Genomic DNA, 15,259 nt, shown 5'->3' on the forward strand with positions numbered 1-15,259 from the left:
CCTTGAAGGGGCGAAGGCACACAAGCTCGCGCTCAGAAATGCTTTGTTCCGTCGCCGCTTTCCCGCCGGCGGCCTTGAAAGGAAGATGAGATGGCTTTCCGCACCCTCACCAGCCTGGCGCGAGCCTGCTTGCGGCCAGCCGGCCTCGTGCTCGGCCTGTGGCTCGCGGCCTCCGCCGCGCCGGCCATGGCGCAGGGCCAGCCTCTCTCACCCGAGCAGCGCAAGGCGGTGACCGATCTGATCCGCGAGACGATCCTGAAGAATCCCGAGATCATCCAGGACGCGCTGGTCGAGCTGGAGCGCCGCAACACGGTGGCCCAGGCCGAGGCGCAGCGCAGCGCCGTCGCCGCCGAGAAGGCCCGGATCACCGATCCCGCGACCTCCGTGATCATCGGCAACCCCGAGGGCGACATCACCCTCGTCGAGTTCATGGATTACAATTGCGGCTTCTGCAAAAGGGCGATGGAGGACGTGACCGCGCTCACCAAGGCCGATCCGAAGCTGCGCGTGGTGCTGAAGGACTTCCCGATCCTCGGACCCGATTCGGTCGAGGCCAGCCGCGTCGCCGTCGCCGCGAAGAACCAGCTCCAGGGCCAGAAGTACTTCGATTTCCACAACAAGCTGATGGCCGTGAAGGGCAAGGTCAACGCGGCCAAGGCGCTCGAGATCGCCAAGGAAGCCGGTGCCGATGTCGCCTTGCTGAAGAAGGACATGGAAGCGCCTGCGACCAAGGCCGCGATCGAGGACACCGTCGCGCTCGGCGACCGTCTCGGCCTGACCGGCACGCCCGCCTTCATCGTCGGCGAGGAGATCGTGTTCGGTGCCGTCGGCCAGGCCGCGCTGAAGCAGAAGATCGACTCCGTGCGCCGCTGCGGCAAGACCGACTGCGCCGGCTGATCGCCCCAGGGCTGCCGCGAGACGAGACACGCCGGGCCGGCAGGCGCCGTTCAGGCTTCCCCTGCCGCCCCGCAACGTTTATGAGGGCGGCACCTGCCGCCCGGGCGCGGCGCCGGAATCAACGCCTTCCATGGTCGCCGTCCACGTCCTGAACGGACCCAATCTCAACCTTCTCGGAACCCGCGAACCGGGAACCTATGGCGCGGTCACGCTGGCCGGCGTCGAGGAAAGGTTGCGGCGCCGGGCCGAGGCCGCGGGCGTCGACCTCACCTTCCGCCAGACCAATTTCGAGGGCGAGCTCGTCACCTTCATCCAGGAGGCCGGGCAGGCCGGCGCCGGCGTCGTCATCAATGCCGGGGCGTATACCCATACGTCCGTGGCGCTGCGCGATGCGATCAAGGGCGTCGATGCGCTGACGATCGAGGTCCATATCTCGAATGTGCATGCGCGCGAGGAATTCCGGCACCATTCCTACATGGCGCCGGTCTGCGTCGGCGTGATCTGCGGCTTTGGCGTCGCGAGCTACGAGCTGGCCTTCGACGCCATCGTGCCGCTGCTGGAAAAGCGGGCGGCGAAGGCCGCTTGAAACCGAAATGAACGGGGCGGCGGCGCTGCGGCCGGCCCATCCGAGAATCCGAAGAAGACGGTGATATCCGCCATGGCGACCAAGAGCCCGATCGATCCCGAACTTGTCCGCGAGCTGGCCGAGCTCCTGAACCAGACCGATCTCACCGAGATCGAGGTCGAGAAGGGCGATCTGCGCGTACGCGTCGCCCGCAGCATCACCGCGACCGTGCAGGTCCCGACCGCAGCGCCGCTGCCGGTGGCCGCCATCGCCCCGGCCATCGCAGCGGCAGCTCCGACGCCGGCCGCCGCCCATCCCGGCGCCGTCACCTCGCCGATGGTCGGCACCGCCTATCGCCGCCCCTCGCCCGAGGCCAAGCCCTTCGTCGAGATCGGCAGCGTCGTGAAGCAGGGCGAGCGCATCCTGCTGGTCGAGGCGATGAAGACCTTCAACGACATCGTCGCCCCGCGCGCCGGCAAGGTGACCGCGATCTTCGTCGAAGACGGCCAGCCCGTCGAATACGGCGAGCCGCTGCTGGTGATCGAGTGAGCGGGGCGCAAGGCGCTGCTGGGGCCGGGCTGGGTTTCAAGATGTTCGACAAGATCCTGATCGCCAACCGTGGAGAGATCGCGCTGCGCGTGCTGCGCGCCGCCAAGGAGCTCGGCATCGCCACCGTCGCGGTCCATTCCACGGCCGACGCCAACGCCATGCATGTGCGCCTCGCCGACGAGAGCGTCTGCATCGGCCCGCCGCCGGCCCGCGAGAGCTATCTCAACATCCCCGCCCTGATCGCCGCCTGCGAGATCACGGGCGCCGATGCGGTCCATCCCGGCTACGGCTTCCTCTCCGAGAACGCCCGCTTCGCCGAGATCCTGGAGCGGCACAACATCACCTTCATCGGCCCCAAGGCCGAGCATATCCGCAGCATGGGCGACAAGATCGAGGCCAAGCGCACCGCCAAGCGCCTCGGCATCCCCTGCGTGCCCGGCTCCGAGGGCGGCGTCAGCGACGACGACGAAGCGCTGCGCATCGCCGCCGAGATCGGCTTCCCCGTGATCATCAAGGCGGCATCGGGCGGCGGCGGCAAGGGCATGAAGGTCGTGCGCAGCGTCGAGGAGATGTCGGTCGCGCTCTCGACGGCGCGCACCGAGGCCAAGGCCAATTTCGGCGACGACGCCGTCTATATCGAGAAATATCTCGAGAAGCCCCGCCATATCGAGATCCAGGTTCTCGGCGATGGCCGCGGCCATGCCATCCATCTCGGCGAGCGCGACTGCTCTCTGCAGCGCCGCCACCAGAAGGTCTGGGAAGAAGGCCCCTCGCCCGCGCTCAACGCCGGCGAGCGCGACCGGATCGGCGAGGTCTGCGCCCAGGCGATGGCCAAGCTCGGCTATCTCGGCGCCGGCACGATCGAGTTCCTCTACGAGGACGGCGAGTTCTACTTCATCGAGATGAACACCCGCATCCAGGTCGAGCATCCGGTCACCGAGATGATCACCGGGATCGACCTCGTCAACGAGCAGATCCGGATCGCGGCCGGCGCGCCGCTCTCGCTCAAGCAGTCCGACATCGTCATCGAGGGCCATGCCATCGAGTGCCGGGTCAATGCCGAGCATCCCGCGACCTTCCGCCCCTCGCCCGGCAAGATCGCCTCGTTCCATACGCCGGGCGGCCTCGGCGTGCGCGTCGATTCCGCGGCCTACCAGGGCTACACGATCCCGCCGCATTACGACTCGCTGGTCGGCAAGCTGATCGTCCACGGCCGCAACCGCGACGAATGCCTGATGCGCCTGCGCCGCTCGCTCGACGAGTTCGTCGTCGACGGCGTCGACACCACGCTGCCGCTGTTTCGCACGCTCGTCCGCAACCCGGACATCCTGAACGGCGATTACAACATCCACTGGCTCGAGAAATTCCTCGCCGCCGGCGGCATGGCCGAACCGGAAGCGTGAACAAGGCCGGCATACTCTCAAATCCGACTTGATGCCTGACCGAGACAGGTGAGCGCCTGAAACCCGCCCTGCCCCCTCTCCCCTTGCGGGAGAGGGCTGGGGTGAGGGGTCGCGCCGCCCTCACCGACCACGTCGCCGAGACCCCTCATCCGTCAGCGCTGACGCGCTGCCACCTTCTCCCGCAAGGGGAGAAGGAAAGGACCCAGGCTCTGGCGCGCGAGAATGACGCGACCCGGAACGCCTCAAATCGCATCCAGCAATCCCTTGATCAGCGCCTGACGCGGCGCGATCGAGGATATCAGCGCATATTCCTGGAGCGTATGCGCGCCGTCGCCATCAATGCCGAGCCCATCGAGGGTCGGCACGCCGAGTGCGGCCGTGAAGTTGCCATCCGAGCCACCCCCCGTCATCGGGCAGTCCTGCAAATCTAATCCGACCCTGGCGGCGACCTGGCGCGCCGTCTCGAACAGCTCCGCCACCGGCGCCGACTTCTCATAGGGCGGGCGGTTCATGCCGCCGGTGATCTTGAGCTGAACGTCCGGATCTCGCGGTGTCAGGCTGAGGATGCGGTTCTCCATCGTCACGCCATCGGCCAGCGTAGTGACGCGGCAATCGACGCTGAACCAGGCGTGCTGCGGGATCACATTCGCCGCCGTCCCGCCGCCGACGAGCGCGACGCTGGTGGTGATGCCGCGCGCATAGTCTGTCATCGCCTCGACGGTGAGGATCTGGTGAGCGGCCTCGCGGATCGCGCTGCGGCCGTCGGCATGGCGCGAGCCGGCATGGGCAGGCCGCCCTTCCAGCCTGACATCGAAGCGGCCGACGCCCTTGCGGGCGGTGACGATCTTGCCGCCCTGCCGCGCCGGCTCGGTGACGAGGACCGCCGCCGATCCCCGGCCAAGCTCCTCGATCACGCCGCGGCTGGTCGGCGAGCCGATCTCCTCGTCCGGCGTGAACAGGAAGACCATGGGCCGCCTGGCGCTGCCGGCGACGGCGACCTGCTTGAAGGCCTGCAGGGCCAGCCAGGCACCGCCCTTCATGTCGTAGACGCCGGGGCCATAGAGCCTGTCGCCCTCGATCCGCACCGGCAGGTCCTTGGCGCTGGTGCCGACCGGATGGACCGTATCGAGATGCGACATCAGCGCGACGGTCGGCTGGCCGTTGTCGAGCCCGGCGCGCAGCACGACCATGTCGCCGAGGCCGTCACGTCCCGGAATGCGCTCGACCGATATCGGAAGTCCGTCGACCTCCTTCTGCACAAGGTCCATCATGCCGTTCAGCCCGGCGGCATGGCTGGTGGGGCTTTCAAGCGCAACCCAAACGGAGAGCGCGGCGGCGGCATCGTTCTGATTCATGGCGCGATGTTCTCCGAAGAGGCCCTCGCCGCGCAAGGCGGTTTCCATGCGCTGGGCACAGGCCGGCAGAGCGTGTGGCCGGGTGCCTGGCTTCCCGGCAGGGTGGCCCGCCATAGCCGCCTCTGCCGCCTCCACGGTCGAAACAGCGCGACGCCACTCCTGCCGAGCCCTGCTCAGTCCCGACGCGCGGAGTGATCGTCATCATGCCGCGACGTGTTTCACACTTGTCGTGAATTCGCCTCTTGCCAAGCCGGATCGCATTGATTAGACCCCGGCTCACCAACGCGGCGCACCACTGCAGCGCCCTCGTCGTTGGGGGATCGTCTAACGGTAGGACCCCAGACTCTGACTCTGGTTGTCTAGGTTCGAATCCTAGTCCCCCAGCCACTCATCCAGTGGCGACGCACAGCCTGATAAATCGTCGATACATCGCTAGAGCTTCTGCCGTTGCGGTGCGTGCCGCGATTGTGGGGGTAAATTCGCACACGCCGCGCTATCGCCGGTTTGCGGCCAAACCCTGTAAATTTCGGTCCGACCGTAGGGCGGTCGCCTACGTCTCGGCCTCTCGAAGGGAACCTACGGCTTGCTTCACGGCGGAGCGGCGAGCACCGCGTGCGCGCTATCTGATTCTGATGCCCGCTATGAGGTAAGCACTGGCGCGGTGCAGGATCCGGGATCGCGGAGATGGTGATCGCTCTGGCTCCGTTGCCGGAGCGATCGATTCCTCAAGCGGCCTTGGCGACGGCGGCGGTATTTGCAGGCGTGCCGAGTTGCGTCAGGGCCTTGTCGGTCTTGGTTTCCTCGGCAAGCGTGGCGTCGAGGAGCGTGACAGCGTCGTTGTGGCCGAGCTGCTTGGCCCAGGCTTTCAGTGTGCCGTATCGCGCCATCTCGTAATGCTCAACCGCCTGGGCGGAGGCGACGAGGCCGGCGTCGAGAGCCGGGCTGTCGGCGTAATCCTCCATGACCGCCTTGCCTTCCTCGAGAATCCCGAGAATGGCGTCGCAGGTCTTGGCACGGGGCGCCTTGCCGATGATCTCGAAGACCTGGCCAAGCCGCTCGACCTGCCCTTCCGTTTCCTCGCGATGGGTCTCGAAGGCCTTCTTCAGTTCGGGTGCCGTCGCGGCCTTGGCCATCTTGGGCAGCGCCTTCAGGATCTGTTTTTCGGCGTAGTAGACGTCCTTGAGCATGTCGAGAAACATCTCGTCCAGCGGCTTCGGTGTCATAGCCATGGCGCATCTCCAGAATGAGGGGTTCGTGGAAGCCCAACCCCTCATTTGCCGATCCGTTCCTGCACGAAGCCTAAATGTTTCCGGAACTTCGTATCCGGCGCCTGAGTTGCTCCCGATGCAGTCAGGAGGCTGATATGGCCAAGCAACCGGAAGCTCTCGCAACCTTCGCCGCAGCGGCACGCAAGGATGGCAAGAAGCCCGACGATATCGGGCTCGAAGCGACCGCCGAAACGAAGCCGCTACCGGACGACCCGGCGAAGAAGGCCGACGCGGCGACGAAGGTGCTGCGCGAGGGCGTGCTGAAAACGGATCAGGGTGCGGACGAGGCGATCGACTCGCTGACCGATCGCACAAGAGATCTCTGAGACTGACAATTGCGCCAGCCCACGCCTTTCGCGCGCTGATCGTCAGTACCTAAGCGGATACCACGCTTTCCTCCTGCCGCGGCGAAGGCTGGGGCAGCCACGTTGCCAATGCGCTGCGGCCCGTCTCGGTTAGCGCGTAGACGCCGCGACCGGAGCGTTCGAACCAGCCATAGACATTGCGGCGCAGGATTTTCTGGGCGTCGGGAAAGGATGGCTTGAGGTCGCGCGGCCGCTGCGGCCCCGATGACATCGCCGCGGCGCAGGCGAGCGCCTGCTGGCGATAGGCCGTCATGATCGGCTTGCGCGTACCTCCGCCAGCGACGGGGTCGCCCTGACGCCGCTTGTGCTCCTCCACCAATCTCGAACGCCGGCGCGAATCCTTTCGCGGTATCGGCGCGGTCGGAGACACGAGGATGTCGACGCGGCCGGATTTGGAAACGCCCAGCATTCCAAAGCCGAGCCGCCGGCAGAGATTGCGATATCGCGGATCGCTTTCGCGGCCCCTGCCCTTGGCGGAGAGTTCGGCGGCCAGCCAGATCTCGTCGCCGAGACTCAGTCGGTCGACGCCCTGCAGAACGAGTTCGAGATTGAACGTCAGCTTCAGCTCGCCGATCACCACCACGGACGGGTCATTGTCCCGAAGCCCGACGAGATCGCAGGAGCCTATTTCTCCCTTGACGGTATAACCCAAGCCTTCGAGGAAGCGCTTGACGGGTCCATAAAGAGACGTTTCCACATCGCACCTCGCCGACAGTCTTCCCGAACATGCGCCGATAGTCGTTTCGGAGAGGCAAACGCCGGCGAGAAGACGACGGTTATGGCCGCCGGACCATCCCTCGCAAACGCTCCGGCATGGATCCCGGGTCAGGCCCGGGATGACGGCGTGGTTCCGTGCTGGAGCAGTTCGCCCCGGCCCACAGTGTCGGCGATGGTCTCCCGAGCCTTACTGATCTGCGCTGGCGTTTCGGTCACCTTGCGCTCAGCGTCCGCCTTACGCTGTCATGCCAGCCCCGGACCTTGTGCTCGCGCTGGCTCGCAGCCATGGCCGGCGAGAAGCGCCGTTCCAGCCGCCACTGATCGGCGAAGCGCTCCGGCTCCGGCAGCAACCCCGCATCGAGACCGGCGAGATAGGCCGCGCCGAGCGCCGTCGTCTCGAGCACCGTCGGCCGGTCGACCGGCAGGTCGAGGATGTCGGCGAGGCGCTGCATCGTCCAGTCGGAGGCGACCATGCCGCCATCGACCCTGAGCACCGAGCGCCCGCCCTGCCCGGCCTCCGGCCAATCGGCGTGCATCGCCTCGATCAGGTCGAGCGTCTGGTAGCAGACGCTTTCCAGCGTCGCGCGGGCGAACTCGCGCGGCCCGGAATTGCGGGTCAGGCCGAACATCGCGCCGCGGGCATGCGCATCCCAATGCGGTGCGCCCAGGCCGACGAAGGCCGGCACCAGATAGACGTCCTGTTCGGGATCGGCCGCCTCGGCGAGCGGGCCGGTCTCGCTCGCCTTCTCGATGATGCCGAGCCCGTCGCGCAGCCACTGCACGGCCGCGCCGGCGATGAAGATCGAGCCTTCGAGCGCATAGGTGCGCTTGCCGCCGAGCTGATAGGCCACGGTGCTGAGCAGGCGGTGTTTCGAGCGAACCGGCTTGTCGCCGGTGTTGAGCAGCGCGAAGCAGCCGGTGCCGTAGGTCGATTTCACCATTCCCGGCGTGAAGCAGGCCTGCCCGATCGTCGCCGCCTGCTGGTCCCCCGCAATGCCGCGCACAGGGATCGGCGAGCCGAAGAGCTCCGGCACCGTGTCGCCGAAATGGGCGGCGCAATCGCGCACCTCAGGCAGGATAGCGGCGGGGATTCCGAAGAGAGCGAGGAGTTCGGCGTCCCAGACGCCGCGGCCGATATCGAACAGCATGGTGCGCGCGGCGTTGGTCGCGTCCGTCGCGTGGACGGCACCGCCGGTCAAACGCCAGAGCAGGAAGGCGTCGACCGTGCCGAAAGCGAGTTCGCCGGCCTCCGCACGGCGCCTGGCTCCGGGAACATTGTCGAGCAGCCAGGCGATCTTGGTGGCGGAGAAATAGGGGTCGATGCGCAAGCCGGTGCGCGCAGCTACCAACTCCTCATGGCCGGCGGCGACGAGATTCGCGCAGGTCTGCGCCGTGCGCCGGTCCTGCCAGACGATGGCGCGGTGGATGGCCCGGCCCGTCCGCCGGTCCCAGATCAGCGTCGTCTCGCGCTGGTTGGTGATTCCGATGGCGGCGATGTCGCTCGCGCCCAGCCGGCCTTTGGACATCGCTTCGCGGGCCGTCGCCAGCACGCTGTCCCAGATATCCTCCGGCTCATGCTCGACCCAGCCCGAAGCGGGGAAATACTGCGGAAACTCCTGCTGGGCGGTGGCGACGACCGAAAGGGACGCGTTGAACAGGATCGCGCGCGACGAAGTCGTGCCCTGATCGATGGCGAGGATGTGTCTGGCGGCCATGGCGATTCCCTGCCCTCATCTGGATTGGCCGGCATGCCGGCCGGCGGACACTGCCGATCAGCCCCCGCTCGCGCAAGGCCGGCAGGGTGCCGCGGCAAGGTTCCGCTTGGCATGGGGCTTGCGCTGTAGTTAGCTCAACATCGAAGCAACGGGCTGCGCTGCGTCGCGGCCCCTGCCGGACCGATGCGCCCGGCAGGTCAAGGGATTGAAAAGGTGGCGGTCGAGGACCGGCAGCAACGGGACGTCACGCATGTGACGCCGCCGCGTAGACCTAACGCCGATCCGCAACGGGCCGGCGCCGCTTCGGTTAGCGCGGCTTTCAAGACCTATGATCCGGCTTCGATCGATCCGCGGACCATCGCGACCTACGCGGCGCTCGATCTCGGCACCAATAACTGCCGGCTTCTGATCGCGCGCCCAGCGCAGCACGGCTTCCGCGTCGTCGATGCCTTCTCCCGTATCGTTCGCCTCGGCGAAGGCCTGGCCGCCAGCAGCAAGCTGGCCGATGCCGCCATGGACCGCGCGGTCGAGGCGCTGAAGATCTGCCGCGGCAAGATGGCGAATCGCGGGGTTACCCGCGCCCGGCTCGTCACCACCGAAGCGTGCCGCGCTGCGACCAACGGGCTCGACTTCATCCGCCGCGTCGCGGCGGAGGCCGAGCTCTCGCTCGAGATCATCGACCAGCGCACCGAGGCCTCTCTCGCCGTCTCCGGCTGCGCGGCATTGACGGACCCTGCGGCGGAAAGCGTCATCGTCTTCGACATCGGCGGCGGCTCGACCGAGATCGTCTGGCTCGGCGGGCGCAGCGAGGCGCGCGACCCGGCCGCCCGCATCCGCGAATGGGCCTCGCTGCCGATCGGCGTGGTCACCGTCGCGGAACGCTATGGCGGCATCCAGGTGAGCCGCGAACTCTTCGAGCGGATGGTGCAGGACAGCGCGCAGGCGCTTGAGCCCTTTGCGAAAAAGGCCGCAGCGGCGCGTAGCGCCAAGGGCTTCCACCTGCTCGGTACCTCAGGGACTGTGACGACCGTCGCCGGCATCCATCTCGACCTGCCGCGCTATGACCGCCGCGAGGTGGACGGGCTGTGGATGCAGCAGCGCGACATCCTCGCCGTCATCGACCGGTTGATCGAGATGGACTATGCCGCCCGGGCGGCCAATGCCTGCATCGGCCGCGAGCGCGCGGATCTGGTGCTGGCCGGCTGCGCGATCTTCGAGGCTATCCGCCGTGCCTTTCCGAGCGAGCGCGTGCGCATCGCCGATCGCGGACTGCGCGAAGGCATGCTGCTGCGCATGATGCACGAGGACCGCGCCTGGTGGCGGCGGAAATAGGTTGAGACCATGAGTACCGGAAAATCGGGCGGCAAGACCGGCGGCGGAAAATCCGCCGGCGCGCGCGACATGCGCGTCAAGGTGAAGAAGGCCGGCAAGCTCAAGCATTCCTCGCAGCTCTGGCTCGAGCGCCAGCTCAACGACCCCTATGTGAAGCGCGCCAGGGAAATGGGCTATCGCTCCCGCGCCGCGTTCAAGCTCGAGGAGATGGACGACCGCTACAAGTTTCTGAAGCCCGGGCAGCGCCTGCTCGATCTCGGCTGCGCTCCGGGCGGCTGGTGCCAGGTCGCGGCCAAGCGCATCGGGCTGGAGAACGGCAAGGGGCGCATCGTCGGCATCGACCTGCTGCCGGTCGACCCGATCCCCGGCGTCGACCTGATCGAGATGGACTTCATGGCCGAGGAAGCCCCGGCCCTGCTGACCGAGCGTCTCGGCGGACCGGCCGATGGCGTGATGTCCGACATGGCAGCCAACACCACCGGCCACAAGAAGACCGACCATCTCAAGATCATCGCGCTGGCCGAGGCGGCAGTCGAATTCGCGCACAGCGTGCTGTCGCCCGGCGGCTTCTTCCTCGCCAAGCTCTTCCAGGGTGGCGAGAGCGCCGAGCTGCTGGCCCAGCTCAAGCGCGACTTCACCACGGTGCGCAACGTCAAGCCGGCTGCGAGCCGCTCCGACTCGTCGGAGCTCTACGTGTTGGCCACGGGGTATAGGCGCAAGGCGGATGAGCCCGGTCTTGGCGCTGAGACCGGGGCTTGAAAGGGGTGGACTTGCCCTCACTAAAGCGCGTTTTGTTCGCGATGGCGCTGGGACCACTTGCGGCAAGTGCGCTGTATGCCGTTTACGCGTTCGGCCTCGACGACCGTTTTTTCCGAAGATTTATGGTTGTGTTGACGGTGGGCGCCTACCCGGCGACGCTGTTCTTGGCGCTGCCTATCTACTTGGTCGTAAGAGATTGCGGGCGTCTCAGCCTTGCTTTCGTCTGCACGACGGCTGGCCTCGCCGCAATCTTACCTTGGCTGCTCCTAGAGCTTTTGTCATCGTCAGACGGCTTCAGTGCCAAGTTCGACAATGTCTGGCTGGTAAAAGACGGGGTTCTGACTGCCGCCGGCCGAATCTACAAAATCAGATCCTACGTGGAAAAATTTTCGGCAGGCGCGCTAGGCGGCGCTGTGTTCTGGCTGATTGTATTCGGCCGCCAAAGCAAGGCGCCCGTGGCACACACCTGACTGCCGCGCGTCGTTAGAACGTTCATGATCAAAGGCTTGCCGACAATCGAAGCCAGCAACGGACTTGATCCAAGTGCTATTCGAGCGGCTTCTGATCGGCGATCGCCTCGGCGGTGACCTTGCGGGCGCTGACCGGGACATGGCCCGAGACCTCGGCGCCGGCATCTGGCGCGAGTTGCACCATCCACAGCACCGAAGAGGCCGAGACGAGCCCCACCAGCGCAAAGGCCGGCCAGAAATCCCCGGCTCCCAAGGCCTGGCCGCCGTGGAAGGCGTTGACGCTCTCCAGCGCGAAGGCGCCGATCGTCACACCCATGCTGAGCGAGAGCTGCTGGGCCACGCTCGACAGGCTGGTCGCGCTCGACATGTCCCGGTTGGAGACGTCGGCATAGCTCAGCGCGTTGATGCCGGTGAACTGCAGCGAGCGGAAGCAGCCGCCGATCAGCAGCACGGACAGCATGATCGCGTGCGGCGTCGTCGGCGTGAACAGGCCGGATGCCGCGAGGAAGGCCGCGCCGATCACCGCATTGAACGTCAGCACGCGGCGGAAGCCGTAGCGCGCCAGAATCGTCTTCGCCAACGTCTTCATGATCAGCGCGCCCGCCGCCGAGACGAAGGTAATCAGGCCCGATTGCAGCGCATCGAGCCCGAATCCGAGCTGCAGCATCAGCGGCAGCAGGAAGGGAATCGCGCCGATGCCGGTGCGGAAGATCGAGCCGCCGATCACGCCGATCCGGAACGTCGGAATCCGGAACAGCGACAGGTTGAGCACGGGGTAAGGCACGCGCCGGGCATGGAACCAGTAGGCCAGCAGCGCTGCCGCGCCGGCCAATACGCAGCCATAGGACACGAATTGCGGCACCAGATGCCGCCCGCCCGTGGCGAGGCCGAGCATCAGGCTGGCGAAGCCGAAGGACGACAGGATGAAGCCCTTGACGTCGAGCGGCGCGACATCCTCCTCCCGGATATCCTCGAAGAACAGGGTCGACAGCACGATGCCGATAAGGCCGATCGGGATGTTGATGAAGAAGATCCAGCGCCAGTCGAAATAGGTGGTGATGAAGCCGCCGAGCGGCGGCCCGACTACCGGGCCGACGAGCGCGGGAACCGTCAGATAGGCGAGCGCGCCGACGATCTCGGATTTGCTGACGCTGCGCAGGATCACGAGGCGCCCGACCGGGACCATCATCGCGCCGCCCATGCCCTGGACGAAGCGCGCGCCGACGAAGGCGCCGAGCGAATTCGACATCGCGCAGAGGATCGAGCCGAGCATGAAGACGCAGAGCGCCGAGCGGAAGATCGTGCGCGCGCCGAAGCGGTCGGCCATCCAGCCGGAGATCGGGATGAAGACGGCGAGGCTGACGAGATATGAGGTCAGCGCGAGCTTGAGCGCGATCGGGTCCTCGCCCAGCGACTTCGCGATCACCGGCAGCGAGGTCGCGATCACGGTGGAGTCCGTGTTCTCCATGAACAACGCGCAGGCGACGATGAGGGGGAGCAGTTTGGCGCGTTGCAAGGCTGTGACCTTTCGCGCTCGCGGTGAAGCGAGCGCGCGTGGAAATCATAAGCTCGGCTATTAATGCGATGGTTACGGTCTGACGAGAGGCGGAGTCGCATTTTCCGGCGGTTTCGCCGGCTCGTCACGCGCTTCCGTCATGCGCTGAGCTTATGGCCCGTCGGATGGCACAAATCTGCCATGCGTTTGCCTCACTCCTAGACGCACTCGGGAAGCCCCATTTTCCGGACATCCGGCCTTGTCCGGATCGTCGCGAGGGGCGCGCGGCGTAACTTTCCGGAGAAGCTGACATGACCCCTGTTTCAAGTGTTTCCACCCTTTCGCGCCGGGTGCCCATGAGCGTCCGGATGGCAGCTCTCGCCCTACTCGCCGGCCTTACCTACGGCGCAGCCATGACGGGTCCGGCGTCCGCAGCCTCGAACGATTGGCGCGCGGGCTGCGACTACAAGGCGGCCCCTCAGGGCTATGGCGACAGCATCCGTTACAACAACTGCATGCATCAGTCCGACTGCCAGCGCATGGCCAATGCCGCAGGCACCACGATGTACTCGGCGGGTTGTTTCGGCGCTGCCCCGGACGCGCCGGCTGCCCCGATCACGCAGCGCCCTTCCCGCTGAACCGGGGCAAAGACACCGAAACGGCGCCGCCATGAGCCGGCGTCGTTTCTGCACTGCAAAAGAATCCCGCCCCGCGCACTAGCCGAGGCAACGCGCGCATGCTAACGGGCCTCGTCAACTCGGCATTGGGCCTTTCGCCCTGCCCCTTTGAAAAGCCGGTTTCGCCCGGCGTCGGAGTTGACGATGACGCTTTCCCTCGACGGTCTGATTCGCGACGGTTTCACCTTCGACGACGTGCTGCTTGAGCCCGGCCCGTCCGAGGTCATGCCGGCCGATGTCGACATCCGCACCAAGCTCACCAAGTCGATCTCGCTCAACCTGCCGATCATCGCCTCGGCGATGGATACGGTGACGGAAGCCCGCATGGCGATCGCCATGGCGCAGGCCGGCGGCCTCGGCGTGATCCATCGCAATCTCGAAGCCGATCAGCAGGCGGCGCAGGTGCGCCTCGTCAAGAAGTTCGAGTCGGGCATGATCGCCAACCCGATCACCATCCACCCGGACGAGACGCTGGCCGACGCGCTGGCGCTGATGAAGAACAACGGCATCTCCGGCATTCCGGTGGTGGAGCGCGGGCCGCAGGGCCATAAGGGCAAGCTCGTCGGCATCGTCACCAACCGCGATGTGCGCTTCGCCGCCAACCCGGCCCAGCCCGTCTCCGAGCTGATGACCAAGGAGCGCCTGATCACGGTGCGCGAGGGCGTGAATCCCGAAGAAGCCCGCCGCCTGCTCCACCAGTTCCGCATCGAGAAGCTGCTCGTCGTCGACGATCACTATCGCTGCATCGGCCTGATCACCGTCAAGGACATGGAGAAGCAGGTCGCCCATCCGAACGCGGCCAAGGACTCGCAGGGGCGCCTCCTTGTCGCCGCCGCGACCACGACCGGCGATCTGGGCTTCGAGCGCTCGGAGATGCTGATCGATGCCGGCGTCGACCTCATCGTCGTCGACACGGCGCATGGCCATTCGTCGAAGGTTCTCGACGCGGTCAGCCGGGTGAAGAAGCTTTCGAATTCGGTGCAGGTCATCGCCGGTAACGTCGCCACCGCCGGCGGGGCGCAGGCCCTGATCGATGCCGGCGCGGATGCGGTCAAGGTCGGCATCGGCCCGGGTTCGATCTGCACCACCCGCATCGTCGCGGGTGTCGGCGTGCCGCAGCTGACCGCGATCATGGATGCCGCCTCGGCCGCCAGCAAGGCGGGCGTTCCGGTCATAGCAGATGGCGGCATCAAGTATTCGGGCGACCTCGCCAAGGCGCTCGCCGCCGGCGCCTCCTGCGCCATGGTCGGCTCGCTGCTGGCGGGCACGGACGAGACGCCGGGCGAAACCTTCCTGTACCAGGGCCGCTCCTACAAGGCCTATCGCGGCATGGGCTCGGTCGGTGCGATGGCGCGCGGCTCGGCCGATCGCTACTTCCAGCAGGACATCAAGGACGCGCTGAAGCTCGTGCCCGAGGGCATCGAGGGCCAGGTTGCCTATAAGGGCCCGGTCTCGAACGTGCTGCACCAGCTCGCCGGCGGCCTGCGCGCCGCCATGGGCTATGTCGGCGGCGGCACCCTCGAGGATTACCGCAACAAGGCCCGCTTCATCCGCATCACCAGCGCCGGCCTGCGCGAGAGCCATGTCCATGACGTGACGATCGTGCGCGAGAGCCCGAACTACCCGACCCGGTCTTGAGCCTTTCGCGCCTTTGTGCAGTCTGGCCCCGACAAGCGGGCCGGACGGCCGGGG

General features: G+C 66.6%; 15 protein-coding genes and 1 tRNA gene. 11 read left to right on the forward strand and 5 right to left on the reverse strand.

The genetic code is table 11. From position 1 onward, the window contains the following. Positions 1-90: 90 nt before the first annotated feature. The 4 genes from AC1DVA_RS15955 to accC all read left to right on the forward strand — a co-directional run bounded on the left by AC1DVA_RS15955 (position 91) and on the right by accC (position 3,414). Complete coding sequence (locus AC1DVA_RS15955; RefSeq protein WP_476806504.1) at positions 91-897, forward strand: DsbA family protein; 807 nt, start codon at positions 91-93, stop codon at positions 895-897. A 130-nt stretch (positions 898-1,027) separates the two neighbouring features. After that, the gene (gene aroQ / locus AC1DVA_RS15960) at positions 1,028-1,483 is read left to right on the forward strand and encodes a type II 3-dehydroquinate dehydratase (protein WP_265053213.1); all 456 of its coding nucleotides are present in this window, start codon (positions 1,028-1,030) and stop codon (positions 1,481-1,483) included. Between the two features lie 72 nt (positions 1,484-1,555). Next, the gene (accB, locus tag AC1DVA_RS15965; protein ID WP_476806505.1) at positions 1,556-2,011 is read left to right on the forward strand and encodes an acetyl-CoA carboxylase biotin carboxyl carrier protein; all 456 of its coding nucleotides are present in this window, start codon (positions 1,556-1,558) and stop codon (positions 2,009-2,011) included. A gap of 41 nt (positions 2,012-2,052) precedes the next feature. Then, a complete protein-coding gene (gene accC / locus AC1DVA_RS15970; protein WP_476806506.1) occupies positions 2,053-3,414 on the forward strand; it encodes an acetyl-CoA carboxylase biotin carboxylase subunit in 1,362 nt (453 codons plus the stop codon). 242 nt (positions 3,415-3,656) lie between these two features. Here the strand turns inward: accC and AC1DVA_RS15975 are convergent, their stop codons facing one another. After that, positions 3,657-4,769: a M20 family metallopeptidase gene (locus tag AC1DVA_RS15975; protein ID WP_476806507.1), complete on the reverse strand. Its 1,113-nt coding sequence runs from the start codon at positions 4,767-4,769 to the stop codon at positions 3,657-3,659. A 313-nt stretch (positions 4,770-5,082) separates the two neighbouring features. Here AC1DVA_RS15975 and AC1DVA_RS15980 point away from each other — a divergent pair. Continuing rightward, positions 5,083-5,156, forward strand: a tRNA-Gln gene (locus AC1DVA_RS15980). Positions 5,157-5,494: 338 nt separating this feature from the next. Here AC1DVA_RS15980 and AC1DVA_RS15985 read toward each other — a convergent pair. Further along, on the reverse strand, positions 5,495-5,992 hold the full coding sequence (locus AC1DVA_RS15985; protein ID WP_476806527.1) for a YciE/YciF ferroxidase family protein: 498 nt from the start codon (positions 5,990-5,992) through the stop codon (positions 5,495-5,497). A gap of 140 nt (positions 5,993-6,132) precedes the next feature. Here AC1DVA_RS15985 and AC1DVA_RS15990 point away from each other — a divergent pair, with 140 nt between their 5' ends. Next, entirely contained in the window at positions 6,133-6,363 is a 231-nt protein-coding gene (locus tag AC1DVA_RS15990; RefSeq protein ID WP_476806508.1) for a hypothetical protein, read from the forward strand. A 49-nt stretch (positions 6,364-6,412) separates the two neighbouring features. On the opposite strand, the gene AC1DVA_RS15995 is transcribed toward AC1DVA_RS15990, so the two are convergent. Continuing rightward, entirely contained in the window at positions 6,413-7,099 is a 687-nt protein-coding gene (locus tag AC1DVA_RS15995) for a DUF2161 domain-containing phosphodiesterase (protein ID WP_476806509.1), read from the reverse strand. Between the two features lie 232 nt (positions 7,100-7,331). Beyond that, positions 7,332-8,834: a glycerol kinase GlpK gene (gene glpK / locus AC1DVA_RS16000; RefSeq protein WP_476806510.1), complete on the reverse strand. Its 1,503-nt coding sequence runs from the start codon at positions 8,832-8,834 to the stop codon at positions 7,332-7,334. Between the two features lie 183 nt (positions 8,835-9,017). Between glpK and AC1DVA_RS16005 the strand changes: the two genes are divergently transcribed. The 3 genes from AC1DVA_RS16005 to AC1DVA_RS16015 are packed head-to-tail and all read left to right on the forward strand — an operon-like array spanning position 9,018 to position 11,395. After that, on the forward strand, positions 9,018-10,166 hold the full coding sequence (locus tag AC1DVA_RS16005) for a Ppx/GppA phosphatase family protein (RefSeq protein ID WP_442864956.1): 1,149 nt from the start codon (positions 9,018-9,020) through the stop codon (positions 10,164-10,166). Positions 10,167-10,175: 9 nt separating this feature from the next. Next, on the forward strand, positions 10,176-10,925 hold the full coding sequence (locus AC1DVA_RS16010) for an RlmE family RNA methyltransferase (protein WP_476806511.1): 750 nt from the start codon (positions 10,176-10,178) through the stop codon (positions 10,923-10,925). Further along, complete coding sequence (locus tag AC1DVA_RS16015; RefSeq protein ID WP_476806512.1) at positions 10,922-11,395, forward strand: hypothetical protein; 474 nt, start codon at positions 10,922-10,924, stop codon at positions 11,393-11,395. Before AC1DVA_RS16010 ends, AC1DVA_RS16015 begins: the two co-directional genes overlap by 4 nt. A gap of 76 nt (positions 11,396-11,471) precedes the next feature. Here the strand turns inward: AC1DVA_RS16015 and AC1DVA_RS16020 are convergent, their stop codons facing one another. After that, positions 11,472-12,911, reverse strand: a complete 1,440-nt coding sequence (locus AC1DVA_RS16020; RefSeq protein ID WP_476806513.1) for a DHA2 family efflux MFS transporter permease subunit — start codon at positions 12,909-12,911, stop codon at positions 11,472-11,474. A gap of 347 nt (positions 12,912-13,258) precedes the next feature. Here AC1DVA_RS16020 and AC1DVA_RS16025 point away from each other — a divergent pair, with 347 nt between their 5' ends. Both AC1DVA_RS16025 and guaB read left to right on the forward strand, forming a co-directional pair. Next, a complete protein-coding gene (locus tag AC1DVA_RS16025; protein ID WP_476806514.1) occupies positions 13,259-13,528 on the forward strand; it encodes a hypothetical protein in 270 nt (89 codons plus the stop codon). A gap of 183 nt (positions 13,529-13,711) precedes the next feature. Next, positions 13,712-15,205 (forward strand): IMP dehydrogenase, encoded by a 1,494-nt coding sequence (gene guaB / locus AC1DVA_RS16030; protein ID WP_476806515.1) that lies wholly within the window; start codon positions 13,712-13,714, stop codon positions 15,203-15,205. Positions 15,206-15,259 lie beyond the last annotated feature (54 nt).

The sequence above is a fragment of the Allobosea sp. P4_C6 genome (assembly GCF_056402015.1).